Annotated in this window: 26 protein-coding genes; all 26 read right to left on the bottom strand. The window is 57.1% G+C overall.

Annotated elements, in window-relative coordinates; all coding sequences use genetic code 11:
* Window positions 1-33: 33 nt before the first annotated feature.
* A complete protein-coding gene (locus tag ABVT35_RS10410) occupies window positions 34-1044 on the bottom strand; it encodes a DNA-directed RNA polymerase subunit alpha (RefSeq protein ID WP_368466348.1) in 1011 nt (336 codons plus the stop codon).
* Window positions 1045-1140: 96 nt separating this feature from the next.
* Window positions 1141-1530: a 30S ribosomal protein S11 gene (rpsK, locus tag ABVT35_RS10405; RefSeq protein WP_136657421.1), complete on the bottom strand. Its 390-nt coding sequence runs from the start codon at window positions 1528-1530 to the stop codon at window positions 1141-1143.
* 142 nt (window positions 1531-1672) lie between these two features.
* Window positions 1673-2041, bottom strand: coding sequence for a 30S ribosomal protein S13 (gene rpsM, locus ABVT35_RS10400; protein ID WP_368466347.1), 369 nt, complete (start codon window positions 2039-2041; stop codon window positions 1673-1675).
* Window positions 2042-2291: 250 nt separating this feature from the next.
* Window positions 2292-2942: an adenylate kinase gene (locus ABVT35_RS10395; RefSeq protein ID WP_368466346.1), complete on the bottom strand. Its 651-nt coding sequence runs from the start codon at window positions 2940-2942 to the stop codon at window positions 2292-2294.
* On the bottom strand, window positions 2939-4279 hold the full coding sequence (gene secY, locus ABVT35_RS10390) for a preprotein translocase subunit SecY (RefSeq protein ID WP_368466345.1): 1341 nt from the start codon (window positions 4277-4279) through the stop codon (window positions 2939-2941). Before secY ends, ABVT35_RS10395 begins: the two co-directional genes overlap by 4 nt.
* A gap of 213 nt (window positions 4280-4492) precedes the next feature.
* On the bottom strand, window positions 4493-4972 hold the full coding sequence (gene rplO, locus ABVT35_RS10385) for a 50S ribosomal protein L15 (RefSeq protein WP_368466344.1): 480 nt from the start codon (window positions 4970-4972) through the stop codon (window positions 4493-4495).
* 14 nt (window positions 4973-4986) lie between these two features.
* Complete coding sequence (gene rpmD / locus ABVT35_RS10380; protein ID WP_368466343.1) at window positions 4987-5187, bottom strand: 50S ribosomal protein L30; 201 nt, start codon at window positions 5185-5187, stop codon at window positions 4987-4989.
* A gap of 14 nt (window positions 5188-5201) precedes the next feature.
* Window positions 5202-5762 carry a 30S ribosomal protein S5 gene (gene rpsE / locus ABVT35_RS10375; RefSeq protein ID WP_368466342.1) on the bottom strand — a complete coding sequence of 187 codons (561 nt, stop codon included), beginning with the start codon at window positions 5760-5762 and terminating at the stop codon, window positions 5202-5204.
* 43 nt (window positions 5763-5805) lie between these two features.
* Window positions 5806-6168 (bottom strand): 50S ribosomal protein L18, encoded by a 363-nt coding sequence (rplR, locus tag ABVT35_RS10370; protein ID WP_368466341.1) that lies wholly within the window; start codon window positions 6166-6168, stop codon window positions 5806-5808.
* Window positions 6169-6180: 12 nt separating this feature from the next.
* Window positions 6181-6714, bottom strand: coding sequence for a 50S ribosomal protein L6 (gene rplF / locus ABVT35_RS10365; RefSeq protein WP_368466340.1), 534 nt, complete (start codon window positions 6712-6714; stop codon window positions 6181-6183).
* Window positions 6715-6753: 39 nt separating this feature from the next.
* Window positions 6754-7152: a 30S ribosomal protein S8 gene (gene rpsH / locus ABVT35_RS10360; protein ID WP_368466339.1), complete on the bottom strand. Its 399-nt coding sequence runs from the start codon at window positions 7150-7152 to the stop codon at window positions 6754-6756.
* 12 nt (window positions 7153-7164) lie between these two features.
* A complete protein-coding gene (rpsN, locus tag ABVT35_RS10355) occupies window positions 7165-7470 on the bottom strand; it encodes a 30S ribosomal protein S14 (protein WP_368466338.1) in 306 nt (101 codons plus the stop codon).
* A gap of 26 nt (window positions 7471-7496) precedes the next feature.
* Window positions 7497-8054 (bottom strand): 50S ribosomal protein L5, encoded by a 558-nt coding sequence (gene rplE / locus ABVT35_RS10350; protein ID WP_368466337.1) that lies wholly within the window; start codon window positions 8052-8054, stop codon window positions 7497-7499.
* Complete coding sequence (gene rplX / locus ABVT35_RS10345) at window positions 8047-8358, bottom strand: 50S ribosomal protein L24 (protein WP_368466336.1); 312 nt, start codon at window positions 8356-8358, stop codon at window positions 8047-8049. Before rplX ends, rplE begins: the two co-directional genes overlap by 8 nt.
* Before the next feature lie 10 nt (window positions 8359-8368).
* Window positions 8369-8737 carry a 50S ribosomal protein L14 gene (rplN, locus tag ABVT35_RS10340; RefSeq protein ID WP_368466335.1) on the bottom strand — a complete coding sequence of 123 codons (369 nt, stop codon included), beginning with the start codon at window positions 8735-8737 and terminating at the stop codon, window positions 8369-8371.
* Window positions 8738-8819: 82 nt separating this feature from the next.
* Complete coding sequence (rpsQ, locus tag ABVT35_RS10335) at window positions 8820-9050, bottom strand: 30S ribosomal protein S17 (protein ID WP_368466334.1); 231 nt, start codon at window positions 9048-9050, stop codon at window positions 8820-8822.
* Window positions 9051-9061: 11 nt separating this feature from the next.
* Window positions 9062-9262, bottom strand: coding sequence for a 50S ribosomal protein L29 (rpmC, locus tag ABVT35_RS10330; protein WP_368466333.1), 201 nt, complete (start codon window positions 9260-9262; stop codon window positions 9062-9064).
* A gap of 11 nt (window positions 9263-9273) precedes the next feature.
* Complete coding sequence (gene rplP / locus ABVT35_RS10325) at window positions 9274-9687, bottom strand: 50S ribosomal protein L16 (RefSeq protein WP_368466332.1); 414 nt, start codon at window positions 9685-9687, stop codon at window positions 9274-9276.
* Window positions 9688-9723: 36 nt separating this feature from the next.
* Complete coding sequence (gene rpsC / locus ABVT35_RS10320; protein ID WP_368466331.1) at window positions 9724-10431, bottom strand: 30S ribosomal protein S3; 708 nt, start codon at window positions 10429-10431, stop codon at window positions 9724-9726.
* Window positions 10431-10820, bottom strand: a complete 390-nt coding sequence (rplV, locus tag ABVT35_RS10315; RefSeq protein ID WP_368466330.1) for a 50S ribosomal protein L22 — start codon at window positions 10818-10820, stop codon at window positions 10431-10433. Before rplV ends, rpsC begins: the two co-directional genes overlap by 1 nt.
* Window positions 10821-10822: 2 nt before the next feature.
* Entirely contained in the window at window positions 10823-11101 is a 279-nt protein-coding gene (gene rpsS, locus ABVT35_RS10310; protein ID WP_267990071.1) for a 30S ribosomal protein S19, read from the bottom strand.
* A 15-nt stretch (window positions 11102-11116) separates the two neighbouring features.
* Window positions 11117-11953, bottom strand: coding sequence for a 50S ribosomal protein L2 (gene rplB / locus ABVT35_RS10305; protein ID WP_368466329.1), 837 nt, complete (start codon window positions 11951-11953; stop codon window positions 11117-11119).
* Window positions 11954-11982: 29 nt separating this feature from the next.
* Window positions 11983-12276: a 50S ribosomal protein L23 gene (locus tag ABVT35_RS10300; RefSeq protein ID WP_368466328.1), complete on the bottom strand. Its 294-nt coding sequence runs from the start codon at window positions 12274-12276 to the stop codon at window positions 11983-11985.
* On the bottom strand, window positions 12273-12893 hold the full coding sequence (rplD, locus tag ABVT35_RS10295) for a 50S ribosomal protein L4 (protein WP_368466327.1): 621 nt from the start codon (window positions 12891-12893) through the stop codon (window positions 12273-12275). The genes ABVT35_RS10300 and rplD overlap by 4 nt, the downstream gene beginning before the upstream one ends.
* Complete coding sequence (gene rplC, locus ABVT35_RS10290; RefSeq protein WP_368466326.1) at window positions 12893-13618, bottom strand: 50S ribosomal protein L3; 726 nt, start codon at window positions 13616-13618, stop codon at window positions 12893-12895. The genes rplD and rplC overlap by 1 nt, the downstream gene beginning before the upstream one ends.
* 84 nt (window positions 13619-13702) lie before the next feature.
* Window positions 13703-14011 (bottom strand): 30S ribosomal protein S10, encoded by a 309-nt coding sequence (gene rpsJ / locus ABVT35_RS10285; protein ID WP_003547547.1) that lies wholly within the window; start codon window positions 14009-14011, stop codon window positions 13703-13705.
* Window positions 14012-14061: the final 50 nt, after the last annotated feature.

Raw genomic sequence — 14061 nt, 5'->3', positions numbered from 1 at the left:
TCCTTCAGTGCGGGGCAATACCCGCGGGTTCGATTAGTATTGATCCTCGTAGCGCTTGGCGAGATCTTCGATGTTTTCCGGCGGCCATGCGGGGACTTCCATACCAAGATGGAGACCCATGGATGCCAGAACTTCCTTGATCTCGTTCAGCGACTTGCGGCCGAAGTTCGGTGTACGCAGCATTTCTGCCTCGGTCTTCTGAATCAGATCGCCGATATAGACGATATTGTCGTTCTTCAGGCAGTTGGCCGAACGGACGGATAATTCCAGTTCGTCCACCTTTTTCAGAAGTGCCGGATTGAATGCCAATTCGGTTGCCTGAACCTCTTCGACTTCCTTCTGCGGCTCATCGAAGTTGATGAACACGCCGAGCTGGTCCTGAAGGATACGTGCGGCAAATGCGATGGCATCTTCACCGGAGACAGAACCGTCGGTTTCAAGCGTCATGCTGAGACGGTCGTAATCAAGAACCTGGCCCTCACGGGTGTTCTCGACCTTGTAGGAGACCTTCTTGACCGGAGAATAGAGGCTGTCGACCGGAATAAGACCGATCGGCGCGTCTTCCGCACGGTTGCGGTCTGCCGGTACATAGCCCTTGCCGTTCTGGACGGTAAATTCCATGCGGATTTCAGCGCCTTCGTCGAGGGTGCAGATAATGTGGTCGGGATTGAGAATCTCGATGTCGCCAACCGTCTGGATATCGCCGGCCAGGACCGTGCCCGGGCCCTGCTTGCGCACGACCATGCGCTTGGGCTCGTCACCTTCCATGCCGATGGCGATTTCCTTGATGTTCAGCACGATGTCGGTAACGTCTTCGCGAACGCCCGGGATCGAAGAGAATTCGTGCAGAACGCCGTCGATCTGCACGGCCGTTACCGCAGCGCCGCGCAGCGACGACAGCAGAACGCGGCGCAGAGCGTTGCCGAGTGTCAGGCCGAAACCGCGCTCGAGCGGTTCAGCGACCAACGTGGCCTTGGTGCGGCCGGTTGCCGAGAACTCAATCTTGTTCGGCTTGATAAGTTCCTGCCAGTTTTTCTGGATCATGTCGTATTACCTTCCGTTCCTTGCCACCATCCAATCGTGGCAATAGAGCTGGAGAACCGAGAGGAGCGGAACCGCTCATCGGCTGTTGAACACACGTTAGACGCGCCGCTTCTTGCGCGGACGGCAGCCATTGTGCGGAATGGGTGTCACATCACGTATGGACGTAATGGTGAAACCGGCAGCCTGAAGAGCGCGCAGCGCAGATTCACGACCCGAACCCGGACCACAAACCTCAACTTCAAGCGACTTCATGCCATGTTCCTGGGCTTTCTTGGCGCAGTCTTCAGCAGCAATCTGAGCTGCGAACGGTGTCGACTTGCGCGATCCCTTAAAACCTTTTGCACCGGCTGAAGACCATGCGATTGCATTGCCCTGCGCGTCGGTGATGGTGATCATGGTGTTGTTAAATGTCGAATTCACGTGGGCAACGCCCGACGAGATATTCTTGCGTTCGCGGCGGCGAACGCGTGTGGCTTCCTTTGCCATTACGACCCTTTCATCGATCTCTACACCGCCGTAATTCCAGCGGCTCCACCGGATGGGGCTATATGCCTGCCCCAACCATTCTTACGCAAAAGGCCGGCATACCCGTAAAGGAGCCGACCCAAACCGGAAAAGAACCGGTTGCCTATTTCTTCTTGCCTGCGATTGCCTTTGCGGGCCCCTTGCGGGTGCGGGCATTCGTGTGCGTGCGCTGCCCGCGAACCGGAAGATTGCGGCGATGACGCAGACCACGGTAGCAGCCCAGATCCATAAGACGCTTGACATTCATCGAGGTCTCGCGGCGAAGGTCACCTTCTACCTGGTAGTCGCGGTCAATGGCTTCGCGGACCTGAATGACTTCAGCATCCGAAAGCTCGTTTACCCGGCGCTCGGCGGGAATGCCAACCTTCTCGGTGATTGCCTTGGCATGAGCCGCACCGATTCCATGGATGTACTGAAGCGCAATGACAACGCGCTTGTTCGTCGGAATATTGACGCCAGCAATACGGGCCACGTCTGTTCTCCTTGCCTTCCAGACCAAAAGGGTCTGACTGGTTCATTGGCAGCCGTTCAGCTGCAAGTTTCACATAGTCGGGACATGTATAAGCGACCAGCCCCGGTTCTCTTCTTTCGAAAACCGCGCCAATCGCTCGACTATCTCGAATTGGCGGGGTTCTATCGGACTCGATGCACTATCGTCAACAGTCCAAATGCCTAAAATCCGGCGCAATGATGTTATTTCGCCGAAAAACTGCTCGATCGCCTCATAAAGAGGTCAAAATGTCATCAATCTGAGCGGTGACAACGTCGATATCGGCCATGCCGTCTACCGGCCGGAGCAGACCCTTCGCATAATAATAGCCAAGCAAAGGAGACGTTTCCTTGTAGTAGGCCTGCAGCCTGGTGCGCACCGTTTCCGGGTTGTCGTCAGGCCGGCGCTTGAACTCGGTAGAACCGCATTTGTCACAAACGCCTTCCTTGGCCGGCTTCAGGTTTTCATCATGATAGCCTGCGCCGCAATCCGCGCAGGTGTAGCGCCCGCCAATTCGGTCGACCAGCACATCGTCATCAACGCGCAGTTCCAGAACGCAGGACAGGGCCATGTCCTTTGAGGCCAGCATTGCTTCCGTAGCGTCGGCCTGAACAAGCGTGCGCGGATAGCCATCCAGGATGAAACCCGGCTTACAGTCCGGCTGATCGAGGCGCTCTGACACGATGGCATTGACGATATCGTCCGAGACCAGCTTGCCGGCATCCATGACTGCTTTGGCACGGAGGCCAACTTCCGTTCCGCCGGCCACCGCCGCACGCAGCATGTCTCCGGTTGAAAGCTGGGGGATGCCGTGCTTTTCCACCAGACGCTGGGCCTGTGTCCCCTTCCCTGCGCCCGGAGGGCCAAGCAATATCAGTCTCATCGTCCCCTCTTTCCTCCCCGAAGTTTGGATTTCTTGATCAGCCCTTCATACTGCTGCGCAATCAGGTGCCCCTGTATCTGCGCGACTGTGTCCAGTGTAACACTAACCACGATCAGCAGTGATGTTCCGCCGAGATAGAACGGGATGCCGGTCTGCGCGATCAGGAACTCGGGCAGAAGACAAACGAAGACAAGGTACAGCGCGCCAACCACCGTGATGCGCGTCAGTACATAGTCGATATACTCCGCTGTGCGCTCGCCCGGGCGAATGCCGGGAATGAACCCGCCATGGCTCTTCAGATTGTCCGCCGTGTCCTTCGGGTTGAAGACGACTGCGGTATAGAAGAACGCGAAGAACGCGATCATGGCCGCATAAAACACCATGTAGAGTGGCTGCCCGTGACCAAGCGTCGCCAGGACGGTCGTTGCCCAGCCCGGCAGATTGGTCGTGTTGGAAAATCCGGCAAGTGTGGCCGGCAACAACAGCAGCGACGATGCAAAGATCGGCGGGATAACACCAGCGGTGTTCAGCTTCAGCGGCAGGTGCGAAGAATCGCCCTGGAACATGCGATTGCCGACCTGGCGCTTCGGATACTGGATCAGCAGTCGGCGCTGGGCGCGTTCCATGAAAACGATGAAAGCAATAACCGCAATTGCAATAACGATCACCATGATGATCAGACCGGTCGACAATGCACCGGTACGACCAAGTTCGAGCGTGCCGGCGATTGCGCCAGGCAGCGCAGCGACAATGCCCGAGAAGATGATGAGCGAGATACCGTTGCCGATGCCGCGTGCGGTGATCTGCTCGCCAAGCCACATCAGGAACATGGTGCCGCCAACAAGCGTCAGAACGCAGGAAATGCGGAAGAACCAGCCCGGATCGACGACGATACCGTTGCCCGATTCCAGCCCGACGGCGATACCGTAGGCCTGCATCGTCGCCAGGATAACCGTTCCGTAACGGGTGTACTGGTTGATGACCTTGCGGCCCTGCTCGCCTTCCTTCTTCAGCTGCTCGAGCGTCGGCACGACCGACGTCATGAGCTGCATGATGATGGATGCGGAAATGTAAGGCATGATCCCGAGCGCGAAGATCGCCATGCGCTCGACTGCGCCGCCCGCGAACATGTTGAACAGCCCGAGAACACCGCCGGCCTGCTGCTGGAATGCCTGTGCGAAGGCTTCCGGGTTCAGACCCGGCAGCGGAATGTAAGTACCCAGCCGGTAGACCAAAAGCGCACCCAGGGTAAACCAGATGCGCTTTTTGAGATCCTCGGCTTTCGCAAAGGCTGAAAAGTTCAGATTGGCTGCAAGTTGTTCGGCTGCAGATGCCATACGAAATCTCCGCGAGACCTGTTCCCTGATACTTCGTCGACTCAAACTGATGCCGGAACAGGTCACATTTGCTGTTCTTTAGACGCCCGGGCAATAGTACTTATTGCTTAAATGTTGGGCGCCCCGCCGTTCAGACCCCTTGGGATCACAGTGATGTGACATCCATATGGGAACAAAAGGGCCCATTGCAAATCACAACGGGCCAACATTTGTTTATTCAGCTGCTTCCGCAGCGGCTGCAAGAACCTTCACCGAACCGCCTGCTTTTTCAATCTTTTCGATTGCCGTCTTGGATGCACCGGCAACTTCAAGTTTGAGCTTAGCTTTCAGCTCGCCGTCCGAAAGGACTCGCACACCGTCTTTTTCGCGGCGGATGACACCGGCAGCCTTGAGCGCTGTGGCATCGACCGTCTTCTTCGCATCCAGCTTCTTGGCGTCGACGGCTGCCTGCAGGCGGCCGAGGGATACGACGTTGAAGTCCTTGGCGAAGATGTTGGTGAAGCCGCGCTTCGGTAGACGACGGTAGATGGGCATCTGACCGCCTTCAAAGCCGTTGATGGCTACGCCCGAGCGGGATTTCTGACCCTTGACGCCGCGGCCACCGGTCTTGCCCTTGCCGGAACCAATGCCCCGGCCAACGCGCTTGCGGCCTTTTGTTGCGCCTTCATTGTCACGAAGTTCATTCAGTTTCATGATTCAAACTCCCCTCAGCCTTCGTCTACGACGCGCACGAGGTGGCTTACCTTGCGGATCATGCCACGCACGGAAGGTGTATCTTCCAGAGTGCGGCGGCGATGCATTTTGTTAAGACCCAGTCCAACCAGCGTCTGACGCTGATCGGCGGGGCGACGAATGGGGCTACCGATCTGCTCGACGGTAACCGTTTTGCCTGTCTTCTTGTCAGCCATAACGTACCGCTTTCCTACTCTTCATTGCCGATGATGGATGAACGGCGTGCCTGGAGCGTGGAATATTTGATGCCACGCTGTGCAGCTACGTCCTTCGGGTGCATCTGGTGCTTGAGCGCATCGAATGTGGCGCGAACCATGTTGTACGGGTTCGAAGAACCGGTCGATTTCGCAACAACGTCCTGCATGCCGAGCGTTTCGAAAACGGCACGCATCGGGCCACCGGCGATGATTCCGGTACCGGCCTTGGCTGAGCGCAGCAGAACCTTGCCGGCGCCATGGCGGCCGTGCACGTCGTGGTGCAGCGTGCGGCCGGAGCGCAGCGGTACAAAAATCATGTTGCGTTTCGCAGCTTCAGTGGCCTTGCGGATTGCTTCGGGAACTTCACGGGCCTTGCCGTGACCGAAACCAACGCGGCCTTTCTGATCGCCGACGACAACCAGGGCTGCAAAGCCGAAACGACGGCCACCTTTAACAACCTTGGCGACGCGATTGATGTGGACGAGCTTGTCGACAAATTCGCTGTCGCGCTCATCGTCCCTGCCGCGATTGTCGCGGCGTGCTTCTCTTGCCATTGTCCTTGTCCTTTTTCTTTTCCGGGTGCAACGGGCGGTTAAATTAGAAATTCAGGCCGGCTTCACGCGCAGCGTCAGCCAGCGCCTTGATGCGGCCGTGATAGATGAAGGCTCCGCGATCAAATACCACCTCTTTGACGCCGGCCTTCGAAGCGCGTTCTGCAACGAGCTTGCCAACCGCCGCTGCGGCATCGGTATCCGCACCGGTTTTCAGCTTCTTGCGCAGATCGGTGTCGAGCGTGGACGCTGCAACAATCGTGTTGCCGGCGGCATCGTCGATGATCTGTGCGTAGATGTTCTTTGACGAACGGTGAACCGACAGGCGCGGACGACCGTTGGCAACGGCCCTGACCTGACGGCGGACACGCGCTGCACGACGCACAAGTGTTTCTTTCCTGCTAGCCATTTTGCGTAATCCTTACTTCTTCTTGCCTTCTTTGCGGACGATCCGCTCTTCAGCATATTTCACGCCTTTGCCCTTGTAGGGCTCGGGCTTGCGGAAGCTGCGGATTTCCGAAGCGACCTGACCGACCTGCTGCTTGTTGATGCCGCTTACGACGATTTCCGTCGGCTTCGGGCAAGCAAGCGTAATGCCGTCAGGAGCTTCGTAGACAACGTCGTGGCTAAAACCGAGAGCGAGCTGCAGGTTCTTGCCCTGCATGGCCGCACGGTAGCCAACGCCGTTTATCTCCAGACGGCGCTCATAGCCATTCGAAACACCACTGATGATGTTTTCGATCATTGTGCGGGTCATACCCCACTTTGAGCGAGCGTCTTTCGATCCGTCTGCCGGAGAAATGACAACTTCGTTTTCTTCAAGCTTTACAAGAACTTCGTCGTTGACGACGAAGCTCAATTCACCCTTGGGTCCCTTTGCAGTGACCTTCTGTCCCTCGACAGTCGCTGTGACGCCTGCGGGAACCTGAACGGGCTTCTTACCGATACGAGACATTGTTCAAACCTGTCTGACCGTTATGGAGGACCCGCCACATCAGAAGATGTGACAGAGAACCTCACCACCTACATTCTGTTCGCGCGCCTCATGATCGGCCATCACACCTTTCGGGGTCGAAAGGATGGAAATGCCGAGGCCGTTCGCGACCTGCGGAATGGACTTAACCGAGACATATACACGGCGGCCCGGCTTGGATACGCGAGCGATCTCGCGGATAACCGGTGCACCTTCGTAGTACTTCAGCTCGATGTTTATCTCGGACTTGCCGTTGTCGTAATTGACCTCGGAATAGCCGCGGATATAGCCCTCGGACTGCAGCACGTCCAGGACGCGTGCACGCAATTTCGAAGCCGGTGTCGAAACCGTCGATTTGCGGCGTCCCGTCGCGTTGCGGATACGAGTGAGCATATCGCCCAGCGGATCAGTCATAGCCATTTGCCTGTCTCCCTACCAGCTGGACTTGACGACGCCCGGCACCTTGCCGAGCGAACCAAGTTCACGCAGCGCAATACGGGACATTTTCAGTTTGCGATAATAGGCACGCGGACGGCCGGACACTTCGCAGCGGTTGCGAACGCGTGTTTTCGAGCCGTCACGTGGCAATTCGGCGAGCTTCAGCGTCGCTTTGAAACGCTCTTCAATCGGCGTTTCCTGGTTCTTTATGATCGCCTTAAGCGCGGCACGCTTTTCCGCATGCAGTGCAACCGTCTTGCGGCGGCGTTTGTTCTTTTCGACTGCGCTAACCTTAGCCATGTCAAATATCCTCTCTACGCTTGCCGTTACTGCCGAAACGGGAAGTTGAACTCTGCCAGCAGAGCCCGGGCTTCGTCGTCCGTCTTTGCAGTCGTACAAACGATGATATCCATGCCCCAAATCTCATCGACCTTGTCGTAGTCGATTTCCGGGAACACAATGTGCTCTTTGATGCCCATGGCGAAATTGCCGTGGCCGTCAAAGCTTTTGGGGTTGAGGCCCCGGAAGTCACGAACACGCGGCAACGCGACGTTGACCAGACGATCCATGAATTCGTACATGCGCGCCTGACGCAGCGTTACCTTTGCGCCGATCGGCATTTGTTCGCGAACCTTGAAGCCGGCAATCGACTTGCGGGCGTGCGTTACAACCGCTTTCTGGCCGGCAATCGCCGCCAGATCCTCGGCAGCGGCTGCAGGCTTCTTGGAGTCAGCAGTCGCCTCGCCTACACCCATGTTGATTACGATTTTATCAACACGGGGAATTTCCATGACGTTCTTGTAGGAGAACTTCTCCAGCAGGGCGTCGCGGATACGATCGCCATATTCCTTTTTGAGCCGTGGCTCGTAATTTGCCTCAGCCATCAATCAAATCTCCTGAACGCTTTGCCACGCGGACTTTCGTGCCGTCTTTGTTGACCTTGATGCCGACGCGGGTCGGCTTGCCGTCGCTATCGGCAACCGCAAGGTTTGAAAGATGCACGGATGCTTCCTTGTTGACGATGCCGGCCTGCTCGGTCTGGGTCTGGCGCTGGTGGCGCTTGACCATGTTGATACCACGAACAAGAGCGCGGTTTTCCTTCGGCATCACCTGAATGACTTCGCCGGTACGACCCTTGTCCTTACCGGTCAGAACAACGACGCTGTCGCCTTTACGGATCTTCTGCATCGTAATCTCCTTACAGCACTTCCGGAGCCAGCGAGATGATCTTCATGTGGCTCTTGGCGCGAAGTTCGCGTGGAACCGGTCCGAAGATACGGGTGCCGATCGGCTCTTTTTTGTTATCGACCAGGACTGCTGCATTCTTGTCAAAACGAATGACGCTGCCGTCTGCACGGCGAATATCCTTGGCGGTGCGAACGACCACCGCTTTCATGACGTCACCTTTTTTGACGCGGCCGCGCGGAATGGCTTCCTTGACGGAGACGACGATAATGTCTCCAACGGAAGCGTATTTCCGCTTCGAGCCGCCCAGCACCTTGATGCACATGACACGACGGGCGCCGGAATTGTCGGCGACGTCGAGGTTTGTTTGCATCTGAATCATGTCAGACCGCCTTCTCTAACTAGCCCGGGGTATGATTGAAAGGCCCCGGTAATTTTCGTTTTTCTTCCTGAACCGGACGGGCCTATTCGGCTACGACCGTCCAGCGTTTGTCCTTTGAGATCGGCGCACATTCCTGGATGGAAACGATGTCGCCGGTCTTGAACTGGTTGCTTTCGTCGTGAGCCTTGTACTTCTTGGAGCGGCGCACGGTCTTCTTGAACATCGGGTGGGCAAAGCGGCGCTCGACTTTGACTACGACTGTCTTGTCGCTCTTGTCGCTTACGACGGTGCCCTGCAGAATGCGTTTTGGCATTTTATTGGTCCTTAGGCCTTGGCTTCTGCCGCCTTCTGGCGGGCAATTGTCTTGACGCGAGCGATATCGCGACGGACTTCCTTGACGCGTGACGTCTTTTCGAGCTGACCTGTGGCCTTCTGGAAACGCAGGTTGAACTGCTCTTTCTTCAGCTTGGCAAGCTCATCGCTAAGCTGGTCGACGCTCATGGCACGGATATCTGTGGCTTTCATGGTTTGTCTTCCTACTCTGCAATACGCTGTACGAAGCGTGTCTTGACCGAGAGCTTTGCGGCGCCAAGGCGCAGCGCTTCACGGGCAACTTCTTCGCTGACACCGTCAATCTCGAACATGATGCGGCCAGGCTTGACCTTGCATGCCCAATAGTCAACCGAACCCTTACCTTTACCCATGCGGACTTCGGTCGGCTTCGAGGTGACCGGAGTGTCGGGGAAGATGCGGATCCACACACGGCCGGCACGCTTCATGTGACGGGTGATCGCACGACGGGCTGCTTCGATCTGACGTGCATTCACGCGATCAGGTTCCTGCGCCTTCAGACCATAGGAACCGAAGGTCAGCGACGTGCCACCGGGTGCAACGCCCTTGATACGGCCTTTGTGCTGCTTGCGGTACTTCGTACGCTTTGGCTGCAACATTTTTTTATTCTCCGAACTGACTTACCGCGCAAAAACTTACGCGTTTTCGCGGCGGCGGCTGCCACTGCCCTGATTGTCATTTTCCGTTGCACGGCGCTCCGAAGCCATCGGGTCGTGCTCAAGGATTTCACCCTTGAAGATCCAGACCTTGATGCCACAAACGCCATAGGCGGTGTGCGCTTCGGCTGTACCGTAGTCGATATCGGCACGCAGGGTGTGAAGCGGCACGCGGCCTTCGCGGTACCATTCCGTACGTGCAATTTCAGCGCCACCCAGACGGCCGCCGCAGGTGATGCGGATGCCTTCGGCGCCAAGGCGCATGGCCGACTGAACGGCACGCTTCATGGCGCGGCGGAATGCAACACGGCGCTCCAGCTGCTGCGCGATGGACTGTGCAACGAGCGTGGCGTCGATCTCCGGCTTGCGCACTTCAACGATGTTGAGATGCGTTTCGGAGTTGGTCATGACCGACAGCTTGCGGCGCAGTTTTTCGATATCTGCACCCTTCTTGCCGATGATCAGACCCGGACGCGCCGAATGAATGGAGACGCGGCACTTCTTGTGCGGACGCTCGATAACAACCTTCGAAATCGCGGCCTGCTTGAGTTCCTTGGTCAGGTAGTCGCGGATCTTCAGGTCTTCCTGGAGCAAGTCGCCATATTCGCCCTTTTCGGCGAACCAGCGAGAATCCCAGGTGCGGTTGATGCCCAGACGGAAGCCGACCGGATTAATCTTCTGACCCATTACGCGGCCTCCTCTTTTTCCTCGGCTTCACGGACGACAATCGTCAGATGCGAAAACGGCTTTTCTATCCGCGATGCGCGGCCACGGCCACGTGCGTGAAAACGCTTCATGACGATCGACTTACCGACAAAAGCTTCGGCGACGATCAGGGAGTCCACATCGAGATCGTGGTTGTTCTCGGCATTGGCAATTGCAGATTCCAGCGTCTTCTTGACGGTTTCTGAAATACGCTTGCGCGAAAATTCCAGGTCCGCCAGGGCGCGCTCGACCTTCTTGCCGCGGATCATGGATGCCACGAGATTGAGCTTTTGCGGGCTAACGCGGAGTGTGCGGGCAACTGCTCTTGCCTCGTTATCCTTCAGCCTGCGCTCGGCCTTGGCCTTGCCCATTGCTATTTCCTCTTCGCTTTCTTGTCCGCACCGTGGCCGTAATAGGTCCGGGTCGGGGAAAATTCACCCAATTTGTGTCCAACCATGTCTTCAGACACGGACACCGGGATATGCTTGCTTCCGTTGTAGACGCCAAAAGTCAGGCCGACGAACTGAGGCAGGATCGTGGAGCGGCGGCTCCACGTCTTGATTACCTCGTTACGACCGCTTTCGCGCACCTTCTCAGCCTTCTTGAGAAGATAGCCGTCAACAAACGGACCTTTCCAAACTGAACGAGCCACTTGAGACTTCCTCTCTTACTTCTTGCGCTGATGACGGGAGCGCATAATGAACTTGTCGGTCGACTTGTTGGACCGTGTACGCTTGCCTTTGGTCGGCTTACCCCAGGGGGTAACCGGGTGACGACCGCCGGACGTGCGTCCCTCACCACCACCATGCGGGTGATCGATCGGGTTCATGACAACACCGCGAACGCTCGGGCGCTTGCCCAGCCAGCGAGAACGACCTGCCTTGCCGTCGTTGCGGTTGGAATTGTCCGGGTTGGACACCGCGCCGACCGTTGCCAGGCAGCTGCCCGGAACCAGGCGCTGCTCGCCGGAATTGAGGCGCAGGATAGCCATACCCTGATCGCGGCCAACGAGCTGAACATATGTGCCGGCGGAACGGGCGATCTGACCGCCCTTGCCCGGCTTCATTTCAACATTGTGCACGATCGTGCCAACCGGCATGGACTGCAGCGGCATCGTGTTGCCCGGCTTGACGTCAACCGCGGACTGCGATGCGATAACCTTGTCACCGGCTGCAAGACGCTGCGGAGCCAGGATATAGGCCAGTTCACCGTCGGCATATTTCACCAGGGCGATGAACGCCGTACGGTTGGGGTCGTATTCCAGACGCTCAATGGTGCCTTCGACATCGAACTTGCGACGCTTGAAGTCAACAACACGATAGGTGCGCTTGTGACCACCACCACGGTGGCGAACAGTCATGCGACCGGTGTTGTTGCGGCCACCCTTGGAAGAAAGGCCTTCCGTCAGAGCTTTGACCGGCTTGCCCTTGTACAGACCCGAGCGATCAACAATGACCAGCTGGCGCTGGCTTGGTGTCGTCGGCTTGAAAGATTTCAGTGCCATTTGTCTTCTTCTTTCCTCTGGGCTTGCCGTCAAAGACCGGTTGTCACGTCAACGGATTCACCGTCGACCAGCGTGACAATCGCCTTCTTGACGTCGCTCTGCCGGCCGATGGTTCCGCGGAACCGCTTAACCTTGCCTTTGCGAACGAGCGTGTTGACAGCCTTAACCTTGACGCCGAACAATGCTTCGACCGCGGCCTTGATTTCAGTCTTCGTTGCCGTCTTTGCGACATTGAAAACAACCTGGTTCTGCTCGGAGACCAGCGTCGATTTTTCAGTGATCACCGGCGAGGTGATCACGTCGTAGTGGCGAAGATCCGTCATTTGAACCGCTCCTCGAGAGCTTCTACTGCGGCCTTGGAAAGGACCAGCTTTCCGCGGCGCAGAATGTCGTACACGTTGATGCCCTGGACCGGCAGCACATCCACATTCGGAATGTTCTGCGCGGCGAGCTTGAAGTTGTCGTCCAGCTCGGCGCCACCAATGAACAGCGCGTTTGAAAGGCCAAGCTTTTCAAGCGAACCGGTGAGCAGCTTCGTCTTGGCTTCCTTGGCAGCCAGTTCGTCAACGACGATCAGGCTTTCATCGCGAAGCTTCGCGGAAAGCGCATGGCGAAGTGCCAGTGCGCGGACTTTCTTCGGCAGGCCATGCTCATGGCTGCGAACAACCGGTCCATGTGCCTTACCACCGCCGCGGAACTGAGGTGCGCGTGCAGAGGAGTGACGAGCACGGCCCGTACCCTTCTGGCGGAACATCTTGGCGCCGGTGCGGGAAATTTCCGAACGGCCCTTGGTCTTGTGTGTTCCCTGCTGCTTGCGTGCAAGCTGCCAGCGAACCATGCGCTGAAGGATGTCCTGGCGCGGCTCAAGGCCGAATACGCTGTCGGACAGCGATACCTTGCCGGCGGCCTTCCCTTCGAGGGTTGTTACCTTAAGATCCATTACTCGGCTCCCTCACTTACTTCTTCGGCCGGAGCGTTGTCGGCTGCAGCTGCTGCACGCAATGCTGCCGGCTTCGGAGCGTTGTCCGGAACGGGTGCCTTGATTGCATCCTTGACGATGATCCAGGAGCCCTTGGAACCGGGAACGGCGCCCTTGACGAGGATCAGTCCACGATCGGTGTCCGTCGAAACGACTTCAAGGTTCTGCGTGGTCACACGGGTGTTGCCCATATGACCGGCCATTTTCTTGCCTTTGAAAACCTTGCCCGGATCCTGACATTGACCGGTTGAACCATGCGAACGGTGTGAAATCGAAACACCGTGGGTTGCGCGCAGGCCGCCAAAGTTATGACGCTTCATGGCACCGGCAAAACCCTTACCGACAGACGTGCCCGTCACATCGACAAGCTGGCCGGCGACAAAGTGCTCGGCGGTGATTTCGGCGCCGATGTCGATCATGTTGTCGGCGGTCACCCGGAATTCGGCCAGTTTCGCCTTCGGCTCTACCTTTGCAGCGGCAAAGTGACCGCGCATGGCCTTGGAGGTGTTCTTGGCCTTGGCAATACCAACACCGAGCTGAACTGCGGTGTAACCGTTCTTATCTTCTGTACGCTGGGCAACGACCTGGCAGTTCTGGAGACGCAATACCGTCACCGGAACATGCTCGCCGGCGTCATTGTAGACCCGGGTCATTCCCACTTTCTGTGCTATCACACCTGAACGCATTGGTTCGTCCTTGTCGTAGTTTGGGTCTGGTCTTGCGCGAAGGTCCCGTATCGGTTTTTTCGCAACCAGCCCCAGAGACACTCGTTAAAGCTTGATTTCCACATCAACACCGGCGGCCAGGTCGAGCTTCATAAGCGCATCGACTGTCTGGGGTGTCGGGTCAACGATGTCGAGAAGACGCTTGTGCGTCCGCATCTCGAACTGTTCGCGGCTCTTCTTGTCGATGTGCGGCGACCGGTTGACCGTGAATTTTTCAATCCGTGTAGGAAGCGGAACTGGTCCGCGCACACTTGCGCCCGTGCGCTTGGCCGTCGACACGATTTCACGCGTGGAGGCATCGAGAATCCGATGATCAAACGCCTTGAGGCGGATACGGATATTCTGGCCGTTCATTCGACTTATCCTTAGTTTAAGGACTGAAAATCAGTCCAATTCTCGTTGTC

Origin of the sequence: Hoeflea sp. TYP-13, from assembly GCF_040932035.1 — a bacterium.
Classification (GTDB): Bacteria; Pseudomonadota; Alphaproteobacteria; order Rhizobiales; family Rhizobiaceae; genus Hoeflea_A.
This window is presented reverse-complemented; position numbering and strand designations above follow the sequence as displayed.

What these genes read in the sequence shown, in the direction of transcription:
- rpsN (WP_368466338.1), bottom strand. Translation starts at nt 7,470, where the DNA reads ATGGCTAAGGTTAGCGCAGTCGAAAAGAACAAACGCCGCCGCAAGACG.
- rpsH (WP_368466339.1), bottom strand. Translation starts at nt 7,152, where the DNA reads ATGGCTATGACTGATCCGCTGGGCGATATGCTCACTCGTATCCGCAAC.
- rpsC (WP_368466331.1), bottom strand. Translation starts at nt 10,431, where the DNA reads ATGGGTCAGAAGATTAATCCGGTCGGCTTCCGTCTGGGCATCAACCGC.
- rplV (WP_368466330.1), bottom strand. Translation starts at nt 10,820, where the DNA reads ATGGGCAAGGCCAAGGCCGAGCGCAGGCTGAAGGATAACGAGGCAAGA.
- ABVT35_RS10395 (WP_368466346.1), bottom strand. Translation starts at nt 2,942, where the DNA reads ATGAGACTGATATTGCTTGGCCCTCCGGGCGCAGGGAAGGGGACACAG.
- rpmD (WP_368466343.1), bottom strand. Translation starts at nt 5,187, where the DNA reads ATGGCTGACAAGAAGACAGGCAAAACGGTTACCGTCGAGCAGATCGGT.
- ABVT35_RS10410 (WP_368466348.1), bottom strand. Translation starts at nt 1,044, where the DNA reads ATGATCCAGAAAAACTGGCAGGAACTTATCAAGCCGAACAAGATTGAG.
- rplF (WP_368466340.1), bottom strand. Translation starts at nt 6,714, where the DNA reads ATGTCTCGTATCGGTAAGAAGCCCGTTCAGGTTCCCGCAGGCGTCACA.
- rplD (WP_368466327.1), bottom strand. Translation starts at nt 12,893, where the DNA reads ATGGATCTTAAGGTAACAACCCTCGAAGGGAAGGCCGCCGGCAAGGTA.
- rplR (WP_368466341.1), bottom strand. Translation starts at nt 6,168, where the DNA reads ATGGCTAGCAGGAAAGAAACACTTGTGCGTCGTGCAGCGCGTGTCCGC.
- rpsJ (WP_003547547.1), bottom strand. Translation starts at nt 14,011, where the DNA reads ATGAACGGCCAGAATATCCGTATCCGCCTCAAGGCGTTTGATCATCGG.
- rplN (WP_368466335.1), bottom strand. Translation starts at nt 8,737, where the DNA reads ATGATTCAGATGCAAACAAACCTCGACGTCGCCGACAATTCCGGCGCC.
- rpsK (WP_136657421.1), bottom strand. Translation starts at nt 1,530, where the DNA reads ATGGCAAAGGAAGCCACACGCGTTCGCCGCCGCGAACGCAAGAATATC.
- rplX (WP_368466336.1), bottom strand. Translation starts at nt 8,358, where the DNA reads ATGCAGAAGATCCGTAAAGGCGACAGCGTCGTTGTTCTGACCGGTAAG.
- rplE (WP_368466337.1), bottom strand. Translation starts at nt 8,054, where the DNA reads ATGGCTGAGGCAAATTACGAGCCACGGCTCAAAAAGGAATATGGCGAT.
- rpsE (WP_368466342.1), bottom strand. Translation starts at nt 5,762, where the DNA reads ATGGCAAGAGAAGCACGCCGCGACAATCGCGGCAGGGACGATGAGCGC.
- ABVT35_RS10300 (WP_368466328.1), bottom strand. Translation starts at nt 12,276, where the DNA reads ATGACGGATCTTCGCCACTACGACGTGATCACCTCGCCGGTGATCACT.
- rpsQ (WP_368466334.1), bottom strand. Translation starts at nt 9,050, where the DNA reads ATGCCAAAACGCATTCTGCAGGGCACCGTCGTAAGCGACAAGAGCGAC.
- rplO (WP_368466344.1), bottom strand. Translation starts at nt 4,972, where the DNA reads ATGAAACTGAATGAACTTCGTGACAATGAAGGCGCAACAAAAGGCCGC.
- rplB (WP_368466329.1), bottom strand. Translation starts at nt 11,953, where the DNA reads ATGGCACTGAAATCTTTCAAGCCGACGACACCAAGCCAGCGCCAGCTG.
- rplP (WP_368466332.1), bottom strand. Translation starts at nt 9,687, where the DNA reads ATGTTGCAGCCAAAGCGTACGAAGTACCGCAAGCAGCACAAAGGCCGT.
- secY (WP_368466345.1), bottom strand. Translation starts at nt 4,279, where the DNA reads ATGGCATCTGCAGCCGAACAACTTGCAGCCAATCTGAACTTTTCAGCC.
- rplC (WP_368466326.1), bottom strand. Translation starts at nt 13,618, where the DNA reads ATGCGTTCAGGTGTGATAGCACAGAAAGTGGGAATGACCCGGGTCTAC.
- rpmC (WP_368466333.1), bottom strand. Translation starts at nt 9,262, where the DNA reads ATGAAAGCCACAGATATCCGTGCCATGAGCGTCGACCAGCTTAGCGAT.